This window comes from Corynebacterium aurimucosum (genome assembly GCF_030408555.1).
GTDB lineage: Bacteria > Actinomycetota > Actinomycetes > Mycobacteriales > Mycobacteriaceae > Corynebacterium > Corynebacterium aurimucosum.
The window spans coordinates 2176576-2191900 of sequence record NZ_CP047048.1; the positions used below are offsets into that span (position 1 = coordinate 2176576).

Genomic DNA, 15325 nt, shown 5'->3' on the forward strand with positions numbered 1-15325 from the left:
CGCAAATCGTGGACACGTAGTGGAGCTACCTAGTGGTTAGGCAGCTATTTCTTTTCTGCTGTTGATTGCGCCGGTGTGGTTCTCGAAGTCGACGGGGCTGACCATTCCGAGTGCAGAGTGCCGGCGCCGACGGTTGTAGACGACTTCAATCCAGTAGGCAACGGCCTTGCGTGCAGCATCACGGGTAGGCCATCGCTTACGGTCGTAGAATTCAGTCTTTAGCGTCGACCAGAACGACTCAGCCATCGCGTTATCGAAGCACACACCAGTACGCCCCACAGACTGAGCAATGCCCAGTCTGCTGCAGACCTCCCAGAGCTTCTCACTGGTAAATTGCGTTCCGCGGTCAGCGTGAAACACCAGCCCATCAGGAACATCACCGCGCAGTGTATGCGCCATCCGCAGGGCCCGTTCGACCAGGTGTGTGTCTTGCACGCTATCCATAGCCCAGCCCAGCACTCTGCGGGAATGACCATCGCGGACCGCGCACAAGTACAACCAGCCCTCACCGGTGCGAAGGTAGGTAATATCTGACATCCACACTCGGTTGAGCTCACCAGTATCAAACATGCGCTTGACCAGGTCAGGAAGACTCGACTTACGCTTGGCTTGGATTGTAGTCACCGGGACAAAGGCACGCGGTGAAATCCCTTCAATGCCCATCATGCGCATCCGCTTCGCCACAGTCTTACGGTTAAGCGAAATGTGGTAGCGCTCGGCAAGCTCTGCGGTGATCCGCGGAGCACCATAAACCTCATCGGAGTCTTTCCAAATCTGATGAATCTTACGGTCAACATCATCGTAAAATGCTGCCCGATCATCCTTTCCGGATAGTCGTTTCTGCTGCACATGGGCCCATTTGTAGTATCCAGACCGAGATACTTTTAATAGTCGTGCCATGCGCTTGATGCTGTAGTTCGCCTTCTCCTGCTGCATTAGTTCGAACTTTTCTGCTCGCGTTGCCTCAAAGCGAAGAAGGCTGTCGCTTTTGACAAAAACTCGTTATCCATCTTGGCTTCCGCCAACTCACGGCGCAGACGAGCATTCTCAGCACGAAGATCAGCCTCACTCATCCCATCCGAGGCTCCTCGGCGTTCACGCTCGAGTTTGACCCACCGGCCTAAAAGCCCGGCGGAAACACCGATTTCCTTAGCCACATGGGCAATTGGGCGCTCTGACTCGATTACCAGGTTCGCGGCCTCACGCCGGTACTCCGGCGTGTACTTCTTGCGCTGTTGACTCACAATGAACATCCTCTCTTACGGACACAAGATCCGTACAAATAGGGTGTCCACTAAACGAGGGTAACCTCAAAAAGAGAGCGGGCATTGCTTTACTTACCTTGGAGCGGCGATTGCTCCGCGATAGCTTTCTGCGCGGCTTCCTGCCGGGCAACCTTGCGCTCTACCCAAAACTCTGCGTTCTTGATTCCCAACGCCTCTGGGTCAAACTGCGGGTCCTTGCCAGCAGCCTTCTGTGCGCTGTAGTCCTTGAGGCACTTGAGAGCCGGGACCTGCAGGAAGAGGATGGCGATGATGTTGAGCCAGGCCGTTGCGCCAACACCGATATCACCCAGCGCCCAGGCTGCACCCGGAGTCGTGGTAGCTCCGACAATCACGGAGACCACGAGGAGAATGCGCAGGAGCCACACCAGCGCGCGACGGGTGGTCTTGTTGCTGATCCACCGGTTGAAGTAGGTCAGGTTGACCTCTGCCATGTAGTAGTAGGCCAAGACGGTGGTAAAGGCAAAGAACGCGATGGCGATGGCAATGAAGCTCGGTCCGAAACCTGCCAACAAGGTGTCTAGGCCGTGCTGGACAAAGCCCGGCCCTACTTCCACGCCATCCGGGATGGAGCCAGCGTAGACCACGGGGCCATCCTCCGATTCACCTTCGAAGATCTTGTACATGTCGGTGGAGATGATGATGAAGGCGGTAGCCGAACACACGAAGAGGGTGTCGATATAAACCGCGAAGGCCTGCACGAAGCCCTGCTTCGCCGGGTGGGACACCTCCGCGGCCGCAGCAGACTGCGGACCGGTACCCTGACCAGCCTCGTTGGAGTAAATGCCGCGCTTGACTCCCCACATGATGGCCGAGCCCAACAGGCCGGAGAAGGCCTGCTCGGCGCCGAAAGCAGACTTAAAGATCATGCCGAAGACTTCGGGAATCTGGTTAAAGTTCATGATCAGAATGATGATGGCAAAGAGAATGTAGGCAGCCGCCATGAACGGAACCACGAGGGACGCGAAGTTCGCGATGCGCTTGACACCACCGATAATGATGATGGCTAGAATCCCGCCCAGAACCAGGGCAGACCAGCCAACTTCAATACCCCAAGCGTTCTGGACTGCAGCGGCCACGCCGTTCGCCTGGATACCAGGCAGGAAGTAGCTGGTGGCCAGGATCATCGCAATGGCGAAGACGATGCCATAAACCACCATGAATGGTCCGGCCTTAGTGTGCTTGTAGGCCTTCTCGATGTAATAAGCCGGGCCACCACGGTACTCACCGGTGTCCTGGTCCTTCTCCTTATAAACCTGCGCCAGAGTACATTCCACAAACGAGGTGGCAGATCCCAGCAGGGCCACGGCCCACATCCAGAACACCGCACCTGGTCCACCGAAGGCAATAGCCGTCGCAACACCCGCGATATTGCCCACGCCGACACGGCCCGCTAGCGAAATCATCAGCGACTGGAAGGAGGAGACACCCGAATCGGAGCTTTCACCATCCTTCAGCTGCTTAATCATGTCCGGAATGCAGCGTACCTGCAAGAACTTGGTGGCCAGGGTGAAATAGATTCCCGCGCCAAGACACAGGAAGACTAGTGCTGGTGACCAAATCAAAGAGTTGAGGGTGTCGAGAAAGGCTGACATCGGTAGGTTACCGTCCTTCGCAATATGTGAGTGCCGTCACGTTAAAGGCTGACCTAATAATGCCCCTTCCACGACGACTTTCGTGCGTGAAATCATAAAAAAGTTGAGAAGGCACCACCCTCAACATTGACATCCAGCACAAATCCCCAGCACATATCGATTAAGAGACCGATTTCGATAAGCACACTCTTCCCCCACCCCCACTTACCCCCACCGAGCCAAGAGCGCGCGTCCCCGACCACGCCCCAAGAGAAACTATGGTGGAAGACATGAGTGATATCCCCGCTAAGAACGACCGCCTCGTCTGGATCGACCTGGAGATGACCGGGCTTGATCCGAAGCGCCACGTGATCGTGGAAGTTGCCGCCGTGATTACCGACGCCGAACTGAACATTCTCGACGAGGGCATTGACTTCGTCGTCCACGCCACGGAGGAAGAACTCGCGCAGATGGATGACTTCGTCACCGAGATGCACGCGAAGTCTGGGCTGGACAAGGAGATTCGAGAATCTGTAATCACGATTAAGGAGGCAGAGGAGGCGGTGCTGAAGCTCGTCGAGAAGCACTGCGACGCCAATCATCCGGCACCTCTTGCCGGCAATTCCATCGCTACGGACCGCACCTTTATTCGCGAATACATGCCGCGCCTGGACGCCGCGCTGCACTACCGAATGATTGATGTCTCCACGATTAAGGAGCTGGCACGCCGCTGGCACCCGCGGGCCTATTACAACCAGCCCGACAAGGGGATGGCACATCGAGCCTTGCAGGACATCATCGAGTCCATTCGCGAGCTCGATTTTTATCGCCGCAGCGTGTTCCGCACAGATAACGGCCCCTCCACCCCGGAAGCTGAGGAGCTCAAGGCGGCTACTACCAACGACTACCAGGCGTTTTTGTAAAACGGAGAACGTGGGTTAACCTGTATCTCGTTGCTTTCCGCAACGATGGTGGCTGTAGTTCAGCTGGTAGAGCACCAGGTTGTGATCCTGGGTGTCGCGGGTTCGAGCCCCGTCAGCCACCCCGAATAGACCCCGCATTCTGCTTGAGTAGGATGCGGGGTCAACTTTTTGCATTGCGCCTCAGCACCCCCAAGCCCCCAACCTGCCGGCCTTGAGTATGTTAGCCTTACCTAATTGCATGGTGCGTAGGCTTCCTCCAGCACAGCACCTCAAGTTTTCAAAGGACAGTGATAACGATGGCTGGCCAAGCTAAAGAGGCAGCGTCGAAGCGCAAGCCCCGCAAGGCACATGAAGCGACCGTGACTGGTCGCTACCAGGTCTCTCCGGATTTGATTCGGTTGAGCATGAACTCCCCGGCTTTTGTAGGCAAGGAGCTGGAGTTTACGGATCACTACATCAAGTTATTATTCGTGCCAGAAAGCGCCGATTATTCTTGGCCATTTGATGTCCAGCAGATTCGCGAAGAGCAGCCGCGTGATAAGCAACCAATTCTCCGTACCTACACCCTGATTAACCTAGACCCGGAGACCGGGGACTTCGACGTTGTTTTTGTCACCCACGGTGATTCCGGTCTGGCTGGTCCGTGGGCACGAGTCGCTAAGGCCGGAGAGAAGATCGGCTTCCTCGGCCCAGGTGGCGCGTGGGGACCTGCCGAAGAATATGAGCACTTCATCTTCGCCGGCGATGAATCTGCGGCACCGGCCATCGGCGCTGGTCTGCGCCACCTCCCTGAGGGCGCGACCACTACGGCCTTCATCGAGATCGAAGACGAAGACCACAAGTTCGAGCTGCCCACCCGCGAGGGCGTGGAGATCGTCTGGGTGATCCGCAATGGCGCTACCCACGGCACTGAGCTATCCCGCGTGGTACGCGAGGCTAGTATCCCCAAGGAGAAGAAAACCAGCTGGTTCATCCACGGTGTCGCCGAGATGATCAAAGAGCTGCGTCGCTTCCTTTTCGTGGAATCTGGAATTCCCAAGGAAGACGTTTCTATCTCTGGCTACTGGCGTATCGGAATGACTGAGGACCAATGGCAATCCTCCAAGCGCGAATTCAATGCAGAGATTGAAGCAGAGGAAGAAAGAGCTAAGGCCTAACGCTTGTTTTCACGTTAGACTGCGGCAATGATCGATTTCACCGACACCGCCGACGTCGTTGCTCCCCAGCTTCTGGGCACGGTGCTCACGCACAACGGCGTTTCGGTACGCATCACGGAGGTCGAGGCTTACCTCGGCGCAGACGATGAGGCCTCACACACTTTTAAGGGCCGCACTCCGCGCAACGCAGCCATGTTTGGCCAACCCGGGCGCTTCTACGTCTACATGTCTTATGGCATCCATCGGAACAGCAATATCGTCTGCGCGCCCGAAGGCACCGGTCAGGGTTGCTTGCTCCGCGGCGGAGAAGTCATCGACGGGCTAGACATTGCCTACCAGCGCCGGGGCGACACGGATTTTCATAATCTCGCCCGCGGCCCTGGCAATTTGGGCAAGGCCTTAGGATTCAGTCTTGAAGATAACGGAACCCCGGTAAAACTTGCCGCACGCGAAGAGGAGCCCGAGTGGGTCCGCGGGCCGCGCATCGGCATCTCAAAGAACCAAGATGCCGCGCTGCGATTCTGGATTCCCTTCGACAAGACAGTGTCTCGACGTCGCGGTCTCCCCCGCTAGCCCCTACCGGCGCATGAGTCCTGAGACTCATGCGCCTTATCTTTAAGCCAAGGCTGCTCGCACCAGCTCCGCGGCCTGCGAGGGGGTCTTGCCCACCTTCACGCCGGCCGCTTCCAGCGCCGCCTTCTTGCCTTCTGCCGTACCAGAACCGCCAGACACGATGGCGCCAGCATGCCCCATCGTCTTGCCTTCCGGCGCGGTAAAGCCCGCGATATACGCAATCACCGGCTTCGTGACGTGGTCCTTGATATAGGCAGCGGCATGCTCCTCTGCATCACCGCCGATTTCACCGATCATAATGATCGCCTCGGTATCCGGATCATTCTGGAAGGCCTCAATCGCTGAAATGTGCGTGGTCCCGATAATCGGATCTCCACCGATTCCCACGCACGTGCTAAAGCCAATATCGGATAGCTCGTACATCATCTGATACGTCAGGGTGCCCGACTTCGACACCAAGCCAATCTTTCCTGGGTTTGGCGCAGTCTCTGCCGGAATAATGCCCGCATTAGATTCACCCGGTGTGTAGAGCCCCGGACAGTTCGGCCCAATGATGCGGGTTTTGGATTCTCGTCCCAGCGCATAGAGCTCAGCGGTGTCCTTCACCGGAATTCCTTCCGTAATGATGACCACGAGTTCAATACCGGCGCGGATGGCTTCTTCCGCTGCGTCCTTAGTGAACTTTGCCGGCACAAAAATGACGGTGACATTGGCATCGGTAGCCTGCATGGCCTCACGCACGCTACCGAAGACGGGAATCTCACGCCCCTCAATATCCACGCGCTCACCTGCCTTGCGCGGGTTGACCCCACCTACGATGGTGGAGCCGGATTCCAGCATGCGACGCGTGTGCTTCATACCTTCGGACCCCGTCATGCCCTGGACAATGATCCGCGAGTCTTTGTTGAGAAAAATCGACATGTCTACTCCTAGTTCGCCAGCTCCGCAGCCCGGCGGGCCGCAGCGTCCATGGTTTCAACCTGCTCCAGTTTGGGCAGGTGTGCGTCATTCAGAATCGTGCGTCCCAATTCCGCGTTGTTGCCATCCAGGCGCACCACGAGCGGCTTGGGGTCAATCCCCTCCGAGTCCAGGATTTTGTAGGCCTGCACGATGCCCTTGGCCACTTCATCGCAGGCGGTAATACCGCCGAAGACATTGACAAAGACCGATTTCACCTGCGGATCACTGAGAATCACTTCGAGCCCGTTGGCCATCACCTCCGCATTAGCGCCACCACCGATATCGAGGAAGTTCGCGGGCTTCGGCTGCGAAGAAAAAACCTCGCCGGCATAGGCCACGACGTCGAGCGTGGACATCACGAGGCCAGCGCCATTGCCGATAATCCCCACGGAACCGTCAAGCTTCACGTAGTTCAACCCCATCTTCTGCGCCTTGAGCTCCAGCGGATCGGTCGCCCCGTGGTCTTGGAGGTCCCGGTGCTCGGGGTGGCGGAACTGCGCATTATCATCCAGCGTGACCTTGCCATCAAGCGCAATCATCTCACCGCTCGATGTCTTGACCAGCGGGTTCACCTCTACCAGCGTGGCATCTTCTTCCGTGTACACCGTGTAGAGCTTCTTGAACACGGGCACCAGCTTGGCGACGTCCCCCTCGTCAAACCCCGCCTCATACGCCATGTCTCGAGCGAGGGTGTCTGTCATGCCATCGAGTGGGGAGAAGCTGCGCTTAATCAGGGCATCTGGGCGCTCTTCGGCCAGCTTCTCAATCTCCACGCCGCCTTCTTTGGAGAGCATGGCCAGGTAACGGCGTTTGGTGCGGTCCAGGAGGATGGAGAAGTAGTATTCCGCAGCGATGTCGGCACCTTCTGCCACCATGACCTTGCGCACGGTGTGCCCCTTGATCTTCAGGCCTAGAATCTCATTGGCCTTCTCCGCGGCTTCCGCAGGACTGTGCGCTAGCTTGACTCCCCCAGCCTTTCCGCGCCCACCGGTTTTGATTTGTGCTTTGACCACGACCACCGGTGTCCCCAACTTCACGGCTGCTTCTTCAGCCTGCACGGCCGAGGTCGCAACGATGCCTTTGAGGGTGGGAACGCCATGAGCTTCAAAGAGGTCTCGAGCTTGGTACTCGTAGAGATCCACTTCTGCCTCCATCTTTGCAGTGAATAACTAGTTCTCCACAAGATTCACCAAAACAAAGACGTGATGCAAACCACTTTGCAGAAGTTAAAGTATTACACTTCACACACTTTGCATTACGTGCGCGCACGTCGCAATGCTGCCCGTTACAGCCATTTAGGCCACTGACGCCGAATTAGCTGTTTTAACTTTCGGGTGCACCCCGATCGATCCCCGGGGAGCTACTGATTAGCGGTAGCATTGCCCGCAGACCAGGTAGCCCAATCCATATTCCAGTCCCCTAGACCATCGAGCGCACTCAGCACACCACCGCCGGTGTTGGAAACCCTCACGATATCGCCGCGTTTGACCGTGTTTTGGAACCACTGAGCAGCCTCAGTAGTTACATTGATACAGCCGTGGGACTGGTTGTAACTGCCCATCGCACCCACAGCCCAAGGCGCCGCATGGACATAGATTCCGGAATAGGACATCTGCGTCGCCCACTGAACGTCGGTCTTGTAACCGCCAGCGTCGAGAGCCAGGCCAAAGGTAGTCGAGTCCATGGTGAGGGACGGGTACTGGTCACCGATGATGTAGGCGCCGTTCGGGGTATCCCACTGGCCATCCCTGCCCATCGAGACAGGAATGCGGCGCAGCACCTCACCATTCTTGAACACCGACATCATCTTCGTGTTGTTATCGATCAGCGTGATGACGCGGTCGCCGATAGTAAAGTTGGTTGAGGCATCCTCGCCGCCGTAGACACCGCCGCCGAGGTTGCGACCGTACAGGTCGACGTCAACAGTCACCTTCGTACCCGGCTCCCAATAGTTTTCCGGGCGCCAGCGCACCTCCTGGTTATTCACCCAGTAAAAAGCACCGTCGACGGCGGGCTCTGTTTTGACCGTAATGGCCTTTTCGGCCGCCTTGCGGTCAGTGACGTAGTTGCCAAAGCGCACGCCGATAACCTGACCCACGCCTACTTCGGAGTCCGGCAGTGGGCTCAAAGCTACCTCGGATACCCCTGCGGCCTGCGGGGTGGTGAACGTGATGGTCTTGTGGGTGCCATCTTTGTCCGTGGCATCGATGGTGTACGTGCGGTTATATCCCAACACCTCAGCACTCTTCCACGTGGTCGAGTCCGAGGACAGCTCATCTTCCACTTCAATGCCAGCCTCGTTGGTCATCGTCACCGACTTCAGGCCAGCCGGGGAGTTCACTTCTACCGGTTCGGATGGATCAACATTGCTAGCACCGTCCTTGACGGAAAACTTCAGCTGCTTCGCTTTAGCGGCTGCCGAGGCCGACGCCTCCGCCGAAGCACTCGTCTGAGCATCTGCTTCCGATTGGTTTTCGGCTGGGCCAGAATCCGCGGCCCCGCCGATGGTGCAGGCGGCCAGAAGGGAAGCCGTTGCAACGAGGCTCGAGAGAAGTACTGCGGGACGTGCAGAAGGGAATAGAGAACGCACAGAAACCCCTAGCTCATAGAAATGATTAAAGACAATGACAAGAGTTCTCATAGCCTAACCGCCAGCGCACCTCTCAAACCAGTTGACGCCACCACCCTTAACCGTTTCGTTACCCACCCGTTGCGCACCCAATTCGCCCCTCCTTCAAAGCGGCCACAACGCCACCACCGAAGACCCCAATAAACCACCAACTACCTGGCGATTTTACCTTTTTACAAAGAGGGTGTTAAAGTTACATCTCGTTGCACGGCAGGCACTGAGGAAATCAGCAGTCACCGAGTAAACACAAGCGCCATTAGCTCAATTGGCAGAGCAACTGACTCTTAATCAGTGGGTTCGGGGTTCGATTCCCTGATGGCGCACAGTTCAACCCCCTTCATCCTTCGATGAAGGGGGTTTCCTCATTCCGTGGCCGCCCCAAAGACCTCCAGGCGCTGCGTCTTGGGCCGCCACCAGGCGGCAGATTCTGCCCTGAATTCTTTATGCTCCGGCCCGGCAATCTCATCGAGGGCGCGCATATAGTCAGGCACCAGCGCCCGGGGCAGGCGCAGGCCCATCGTCAGATGCGGCGTCCACCGTGGTCCGCGCCCCTCGGGGTTCTTAGCGCTTATCTTCCGCGCCGCAATTTCTAGCTCATCGGTGGTCTCCAGAAGCCAGGCCACGGTCTGCTTGCTTTTCCTTCCGAAGACCACCGTTCCTACGCGATGAAATTGCGCCGGCATCAGCGGTGGGAGCAGGCTGCGAGCCTCGTCAACGACTGAAGTCTCGAGCACCGGCGCGAACGTCACCGTAATGTGTGGGCGCTGGTGCTGCACCGGAAAGCCACGCTGAGCCAGGGCTGCGTAGACTTCCCGGATGGTGTTTTCGTCCTCCGGGGTGAGGTACAACAGGAGGTTCTCGGGCGAATTTCGGCTCACACGGCCCGAGTCTAACTAACCTCCCGCAGCGCCACGACGGGTTGCCCGCGGTGGTCCAGCACATCCGTCTCTACGCCGTAGACCTCGCGCAAGAGTTCCTCCGTGAGCACCTCCCCCGGCGCGCCATGGGCGCGGGCCTTGCCACCGTGGAGCACGACGAGCTGGTCACACATCCGGGCCGCCAGGTTGATGTCATGAATCGCTACCAACGCGAGGCTGCCTTCCTCCCGAGCTTTTGCCCGCACGCGGCCCAAGACGAAGAGCTGGCGGTTGAGATCGAGGGCGGAGGTGGGTTCGTCGAGAAGCATGAGCCCAGGGGTCCCCACCAGCATCTGCGCCACGGCGACGAGCTGGCGCTGGCCGCCGGAGAGCTCGTTGAGGTAGCGCTGCGCAATGTCGTCGAGCCCCATGGAGTGCAGGACCTCGGCGGTGCGGGTGACGGGGTCCTCACATGCTTCCCGACGCGCCGCAATCAGCACCGCCTCAAACGCCCGCAGCGCCGCGGTGTGCGGCAGCCCCTGCGGCACATAGCCGATAAGCTGGCGGCGCCGCTGTCCGCTCGGAACCTGGCCGTCGACGCGAAAGCCCACCGTGCCACCCCGCGCGCGGTGCACCCCGGCGAGCGTCTTGATGGTGGTGGTCTTGCCGGACGCGTTCGGCCCCAGCAGCCCCACGACCTGCCCGCCGCACAGGGTGGGAAGGCTCAGCCCGTCCACCACCGTGCGCGAGCCATAGCCGGCAGATAGATCGGTGATGGTGAGTTCTACGTCCACAATGCCCTCCTTCGGGTCATGACGATGGCGATGAAGAACGGCACGCCCAGAAGCGAGGTGACGATGCCAATGGGGATGGCCAGCCCGGGCTTAATCAGGAGGCTTAGCGCGTGGGCGGCGCACATCACCGCCGCGCCCGCGGCCATGGAGGCCGGCACGAAGTAGCGCTGGTCCTCGCCTACCAACATGCGTGCGATGTGCGGGCCCACCAGGCCGATAAATCCGATGATGCCGGCAAAAGCCACGGTGGTTGCCGCGACGAGTGAGACCACGACGAGAACAATCACGCGCAGGCGGGAAGTGTTGATGCCGAGGGCGGTGGCGCGGGCGTCGCCAAGCCGCAACGCCGTCAGCCGCCACGACAGCGCCCCCAGGATGGGAATCGCCACCGCAAGCACGCCGGCCAGCACGGCGTTGGCCTGCCAGCTAGCGCGGGTGAGGGAACCCATGGACCAGAAAACGATCTGCTGGAGAGCCTCGCTAGAAGAGCGGTATTGGATGAGCGCCAACATGGCCTGGAAGAAGAAGACGAGGCCGATACCGAGCAGCACCATCGTCTCGGACTTCGCACCGCGGATGACGGCGGCGACGACGATGATGGCCGTGGCCAGCGCCGCCGACAGCCACGCGATGAGCGCGAGGTTGAACTGCGGCTGGGCCAGGAGCTGCCACCGCAGAACGATGGCGCTGGCCCCGCCGAAAGCAGCCGCCGCGGAGATGCCGAGGGTAAAAGGCTCCGCCAGCGGATTATCCAGGATGGTCTGCATCTGCGCGCCAGCCAGTGACAGGCTAGCCCCGATGAGCAGCGCCATGACGGCCATAGGCAGGCGCAGGCTCCACAGGACTGTACGCGTTTGCTTGTCGACGCCTCCCGGGTCCACCATCCCCCGCAGCACCTGCCCCGTGGTGAGGTCGATGGCGCCAACGATCACGCTCACGACGAAGGCGGCGAGTGCTACGGCGATAAGCCCGGCGACGATGGCGATGCGGCGGCGGGTCACGCGGGAATGTTCGTGTGCGAGGGCCTCCACAGGAAGTTCCGCGGTTTCTGCGCGCGTGGTTCGTTCAGGGTTTGCCGTGCGCGTGGTTGATGTGAGAATGCTCATGACTAGTTGGTGCTGAAGAAGGTTCCGTCGCCGGGGACGGGCGAGTATTTCTCTTGGGCTTCGGCCCATTCTTGCTGAACGTTGACGTCTGCGTAGTCCTCCGGGTGGAGCCACGCGGCGATCTGGAGGAGCGCCAGGTAGTTGAAGGGCGAGTTGTAGAACTGGTGCCACAGGCCGTGGAGGTTGTGCTCCTTGACGGCAGAGAGGTCCTCAAAACCAGGTTGGACGCTGGCCAGCGTCTTGGCGCTGTCGTGGGCATCCTTTTCGCTGATGCCATAGCCAGTAGCGGCGAAACCGGTGTGGCCCCTTGCGTTATCCACCTTGGTGGACCAGTCACCGCCGGTGGCGATGACCATGTCGGGATCGACATCGATGACCTTCTCCGGGGTCAGTGCGCCGGACTCGCCCTCGATGATGCCATCTGCCACGTTCTTTCCGCCGGCGACGTTGACCAGTTCAGAAATGTTGGAGTCATTCCACGAGCCGCAGCAATCTGAGATACCTGCTGCACGCCACACGAAGGTGGACGGCTTATCCTGCGCCTTCTTTGCGCGCTCAGTTACCAGGTCAACGTTCTTTTGCCAGTCTGCGATGAACTCCTCCGCGCGGTCCTCGTGGCCGAAGATATCGGCGAAGATTTCCATGGTGGGCACGGTGTTCTCCAAGGGCTTGGAACGGAAGTCTGTGACGGCATAGGTCAGGCCAGCCTGGTCCAGCTTGTCGGTGAGCCCGGCGGTCTGGGAGGCCTCATATTGATCCTTGGAGAGCACGATGAGGTCCGGGTCGAGGCTGATGAGCTCCTCCACGGTGACGTCACCCTTGGTGAAGCCGCCGATTTCCGGCAGCTCGTTGACTTTGGGCGTGGTCTTTTCCAGCTCGCGGTAGTAGTCGGGCACATTCTGCTTCAGGTCCGATCCGATGGCCACGACCTTGTCCAGCGGGTCTTCCTTGTTGAGGATGCCGGTGGCAAAGACACTGCGGCCCTCTCCCAGGATGACGCGTTCCGGCGCGTGGTCCAGCTCCACCTGGCGGCCGGCAAGGTCTGTGAAACTCACAGCAGCAGTCCCGGCCTGCTCGCTGCCAGCACCGGCATTGTCGGCGGCACAGCCCGCCAGCGCGCCGGCCAGCGCCGCCACCATGGCGCACGCCCCTACCACTCGCCCGGTGCGTGGACGGGATGCCTGACCTGCAGGCGTCGATACGTGAAGCACAATTTCTCCTTCAAACTTTCGTCTTGCGGTCTGTCCGGAGGTTCATACTACACAGTCAGGTAAGGCTACCCAAAGCTGTCATAGGGTAGGCAATGCTCTTTCTAATTTATGCGGAGCGTAAAAAGGCCCCACCCCAGGCATTCCCCAAGGCAGGGCCTCTCTGCGCGCAGTCGCGCCCACTGGCGCGCGCCCGCGCTAGCGACGCTCAGCGAGCAGGCGCTGCAGCTCCTTGATATCGGACTTACGGCGCTTGGAGCGGAAGACGGAAAAAGCGATGAGGCCTACGACGGCCGCGCCAACGCCGGCGAGCGCCATCTGCACATTGCGCTCCTGCAGCTTCTGGGTTGCCGCGCCCTTAGCATCCTCGACGAAGTTCTGCGGCTTGCTGCGATCAGCGAGCTCATCCAAGGTACTAGCCAGCTGACGGCGGGTGCGCTCGATGTCGCGCTGGATATCATCAATGTTGCGTGCCACGTGAATCTCCTGAATTTTGACTTCGTTCGGTGTTGTTGCGGTTAGCTTCTATCTAACCGTTGTGGTTCTAACGTGGACATTCTACATTGACCGCCAGCGTGTCTGCAGAGTCGGTCAACGTTTATCTCACCCACGCTGCACCGAGTGAACATCGATGAGCGAAAGAGCCCTTGAACAGAGCACGGTAAGGTAGACACCATGACTGAAGCACAACGACTGTCCGTAGGGGACAAAGCCCCCGCTTTTTCCTTGAGCGATGATGCCGGCAACACCGTGAGCCTGAGCGACTACGCCGGCCAGCGCGTCGTGGTTTATTTCTACCCGCGCGCCAACACCCCTGGCTGCACGAAGGAAGCCTGCGACTTCCGCGACAGCCTGGAACAACTCAATGGCATGAACATCGCCGTGGTGGGAATCTCCCCTGACAAGCCCGAGGCACTGGCGAAGTTCCGCGAGGACCACGAGCTGAATTTCCCGTTGCTGTCTGACCCCGACAAGGAGGTCATGACGGCTTATGCTGCTTTCGGCGAGAAGAAAAACTACGGCAAGATCGTCCAGGGTGTTATCCGCTCTACCTTCCTCGTCGAGGAAGACGGCACGATCGGCCAGGCCATGTACAACGTCAAGGCCACCGGCCACGTCGCACGCGTGCTCAAGGGGCTCAACTAGGCCGTGGAATCTAGCTCGAAGTCACCGGAGATTCTGGTCCCTAGGCGCCGCCCAGCGCAGGCACGCAGCCGGGCCAAGTATGACCGGATTTTGTCCTGCGCGCGTCAGACGCTCGTGGACCATGGCTTTGAGTCTTTTACCTTCGACGAGGTCTCGCGCCGCGCGGAAGTACCGATTGGCACGCTCTACCAGTACTTTGCCAACAAGTACGTGCTGATCTGCGAGCTCGACCGCCAAGACACCGCCGCAATGCAGGCGGAGGTCGAGCGTTTTTCCCAGCGCGTGCCGGCCCTGCAGTGGCCGGACTTCCTGGAAGAATTCATCGACCGTATGGCCCGCGTCTGGCGCAACGACCCCTCTCGCCGCGCGGTGTGGCACGCCGTGCAGTCCACACCCGCGACCCGCGCCACGGCCGCCGACACGGAGCTCAGCCTGCTCAAGCCCATCGCGGAAATCATCGAGCCTCTTGCCCAGGGCATGGACGCCGACGCCCGAGTGGAAATCGCCGCCTTCCTCGTCCACACCGTGGTGTCCTTGCTCAACTACAGCACCATGCGCTCCGAGGAGAGCTTCGATGGCGTGGTGGAAGAGATTAAGCGCATGCTCATCGCCTACCTCTTCGCCATCGCGACCAGCGCCTAGGTCATGGCGTGGGTTATGGCGTGTGCCGCGAAAGGTGCACGGTAGCGGTGGCGTAGTCACCATCGTGGCTGATCGACAACGCCGTAGAAAAATCCCCCAGGGATTCCCGCGCGAGCCGGGCAATCTCCCCGCGCAGTTCAACTGCCACGCGCCCCCACGCATCCGGGCGGACCTCAATCTCGGCCCAGTCCACGGCCTCCTCCGCCAGGACCGGCGGGCGCCCGTAGAGCGCTTGCGACCACGCCTTGATGAAGGCCTCCTTCGCTGCCCAGCGCCCCGCGAAGTGCTGCGCGCGGGCAGCACCGATTAGCCCACGAGCCCGCGCCACGCGCAGCTCGGAGGCGCTGAAGACCCGCGCAAAACGTGTGCCGGGAAGCTCCAATTGCTGGGCAAAGGACGGAATGTGCACCAAGTCGGTGCCCACGCTCACGCCACTCATAGTCATGCAGACCAGCTTAGTTGCGCCAACCGTG

General features: G+C 59.6%; 16 protein-coding genes and 2 tRNA genes. 7 read left to right on the forward strand and 11 right to left on the reverse strand.

All coding sequences use genetic code 11. The features are described 5' to 3' along the window. Positions 1–36: 36 nt before the first annotated feature. Positions 37–1253 (reverse strand): IS3 family transposase gene (locus CAURIM_RS10325; RefSeq protein ID WP_201827686.1). Its coding sequence is split into 2 segments (ribosomal slippage): positions 37–992 and positions 992–1253, totalling 1218 coding nucleotides; the frame shifts between segments, so codons are not numbered across the junction. A gap of 80 nt (positions 1254–1333) precedes the next feature. Next, entirely contained in the window at positions 1334–2878 is a 1545-nt protein-coding gene (locus CAURIM_RS10330; RefSeq protein ID WP_201829210.1) for an alanine/glycine:cation symporter family protein, read from the reverse strand. A 269-nt stretch (positions 2879–3147) separates the two neighbouring features. Here CAURIM_RS10330 and orn point away from each other — a divergent pair, with 269 nt between their 5' ends. From orn to CAURIM_RS10350, 4 genes are all read left to right on the forward strand, one after another. Continuing rightward, positions 3148–3780 carry an oligoribonuclease gene (orn, locus tag CAURIM_RS10335; RefSeq protein ID WP_236659389.1) on the forward strand — a complete coding sequence of 211 codons (633 nt, stop codon included), beginning with the start codon at positions 3148–3150 and terminating at the stop codon, positions 3778–3780. 48 nt (positions 3781–3828) lie between these two features. Beyond that, positions 3829–3901 (forward strand) — tRNA-His (locus CAURIM_RS10340). 175 nt (positions 3902–4076) lie between these two features. Next, positions 4077–4937 (forward strand): siderophore-interacting protein, encoded by an 861-nt coding sequence (locus tag CAURIM_RS10345; protein WP_201829207.1) that lies wholly within the window; start codon positions 4077–4079, stop codon positions 4935–4937. A gap of 27 nt (positions 4938–4964) precedes the next feature. Beyond that, the gene (locus CAURIM_RS10350) at positions 4965–5510 is read left to right on the forward strand and encodes a DNA-3-methyladenine glycosylase (RefSeq protein WP_201829205.1); all 546 of its coding nucleotides are present in this window, start codon (positions 4965–4967) and stop codon (positions 5508–5510) included. A gap of 42 nt (positions 5511–5552) precedes the next feature. Here CAURIM_RS10350 and sucD read toward each other — a convergent pair whose 3' ends face one another. The 3 genes from sucD to CAURIM_RS10365 form a co-directional block, all read right to left on the reverse strand. Further along, complete coding sequence (gene sucD, locus CAURIM_RS10355) at positions 5553–6431, reverse strand: succinate--CoA ligase subunit alpha (protein WP_070729980.1); 879 nt, start codon at positions 6429–6431, stop codon at positions 5553–5555. An 8-nt stretch (positions 6432–6439) separates the two neighbouring features. Continuing rightward, complete coding sequence (sucC, locus tag CAURIM_RS10360) at positions 6440–7612, reverse strand: ADP-forming succinate--CoA ligase subunit beta (RefSeq protein WP_201829507.1); 1173 nt, start codon at positions 7610–7612, stop codon at positions 6440–6442. Between the two features lie 218 nt (positions 7613–7830). After that, positions 7831–9060: a L,D-transpeptidase gene (locus CAURIM_RS10365; protein ID WP_070443420.1), complete on the reverse strand. Its 1230-nt coding sequence runs from the start codon at positions 9058–9060 to the stop codon at positions 7831–7833. Positions 9061–9349: 289 nt separating this feature from the next. On the opposite strand from CAURIM_RS10365, the gene CAURIM_RS10370 reads away from it, so the two are divergent. Next, positions 9350–9422: transfer RNA gene (locus CAURIM_RS10370), tRNA-Lys, on the forward strand. Between the two features lie 39 nt (positions 9423–9461). On the opposite strand, the gene CAURIM_RS10375 is transcribed toward CAURIM_RS10370, so the two are convergent. The 5 genes from CAURIM_RS10375 to CAURIM_RS10395 form a co-directional block, all read right to left on the reverse strand. Next, the gene (locus CAURIM_RS10375) at positions 9462–9977 is read right to left on the reverse strand and encodes a 2'-5' RNA ligase family protein (protein WP_201829203.1); all 516 of its coding nucleotides are present in this window, start codon (positions 9975–9977) and stop codon (positions 9462–9464) included. 11 nt (positions 9978–9988) lie between these two features. Continuing rightward, positions 9989–10750, reverse strand: coding sequence for an ABC transporter ATP-binding protein (locus CAURIM_RS10380; RefSeq protein WP_070443416.1), 762 nt, complete (start codon positions 10748–10750; stop codon positions 9989–9991). After that, a complete protein-coding gene (locus tag CAURIM_RS10385) occupies positions 10741–11856 on the reverse strand; it encodes a FecCD family ABC transporter permease (protein ID WP_236659388.1) in 1116 nt (371 codons plus the stop codon). The genes CAURIM_RS10380 and CAURIM_RS10385 overlap by 10 nt, the downstream gene beginning before the upstream one ends. A gap of 2 nt (positions 11857–11858) precedes the next feature. After that, a complete protein-coding gene (locus CAURIM_RS10390; RefSeq protein ID WP_070645947.1) occupies positions 11859–12995 on the reverse strand; it encodes an ABC transporter substrate-binding protein in 1137 nt (378 codons plus the stop codon). A 267-nt stretch (positions 12996–13262) separates the two neighbouring features. Next, complete coding sequence (locus tag CAURIM_RS10395) at positions 13263–13541, reverse strand: DUF3618 domain-containing protein (RefSeq protein WP_010191207.1); 279 nt, start codon at positions 13539–13541, stop codon at positions 13263–13265. 198 nt (positions 13542–13739) lie between these two features. Between CAURIM_RS10395 and bcp the strand changes: the two genes are divergently transcribed. Both bcp and CAURIM_RS10405 read left to right on the forward strand, forming a co-directional pair. After that, the gene (gene bcp / locus CAURIM_RS10400; RefSeq protein ID WP_070530010.1) at positions 13740–14210 is read left to right on the forward strand and encodes a thioredoxin-dependent thiol peroxidase; all 471 of its coding nucleotides are present in this window, start codon (positions 13740–13742) and stop codon (positions 14208–14210) included. 3 nt (positions 14211–14213) lie between these two features. Then, a complete protein-coding gene (locus tag CAURIM_RS10405) occupies positions 14214–14852 on the forward strand; it encodes a TetR family transcriptional regulator (protein WP_070443410.1) in 639 nt (212 codons plus the stop codon). 13 nt (positions 14853–14865) lie between these two features. Here the strand turns inward: CAURIM_RS10405 and acpS are convergent, their stop codons facing one another. After that, a complete protein-coding gene (acpS, locus tag CAURIM_RS10410; protein WP_201829505.1) occupies positions 14866–15291 on the reverse strand; it encodes a holo-ACP synthase AcpS in 426 nt (141 codons plus the stop codon). Between the last annotated feature and the right edge of the window lie 34 nt (positions 15292–15325).

What these genes read in the sequence shown, in the direction of transcription:
- CAURIM_RS10385 (WP_236659388.1), bottom strand. Translation starts at nt 11,856, where the DNA reads ATGAGCATTCTCACATCAACCACGCGCACGGCAAACCCTGAACGAACC.
- CAURIM_RS10330 (WP_201829210.1), bottom strand. Translation starts at nt 2,878, where the DNA reads ATGTCAGCCTTTCTCGACACCCTCAACTCTTTGATTTGGTCACCAGCA.
- orn (WP_236659389.1), top strand. Translation starts at nt 3,148, where the DNA reads ATGAGTGATATCCCCGCTAAGAACGACCGCCTCGTCTGGATCGACCTG.
- CAURIM_RS10390 (WP_070645947.1), bottom strand. Translation starts at nt 12,995, where the DNA reads ATGGTGGCGGCGCTGGCCGGCGCGCTGGCGGGCTGTGCCGCCGACAAT.
- bcp (WP_070530010.1), top strand. Translation starts at nt 13,740, where the DNA reads ATGACTGAAGCACAACGACTGTCCGTAGGGGACAAAGCCCCCGCTTTT.
- CAURIM_RS10345 (WP_201829207.1), top strand. Translation starts at nt 4,077, where the DNA reads ATGGCTGGCCAAGCTAAAGAGGCAGCGTCGAAGCGCAAGCCCCGCAAG.
- sucD (WP_070729980.1), bottom strand. Translation starts at nt 6,431, where the DNA reads ATGTCGATTTTTCTCAACAAAGACTCGCGGATCATTGTCCAGGGCATG.
- acpS (WP_201829505.1), bottom strand. Translation starts at nt 15,291, where the DNA reads ATGAGTGGCGTGAGCGTGGGCACCGACTTGGTGCACATTCCGTCCTTT.
- CAURIM_RS10350 (WP_201829205.1), top strand. Translation starts at nt 4,965, where the DNA reads ATGATCGATTTCACCGACACCGCCGACGTCGTTGCTCCCCAGCTTCTG.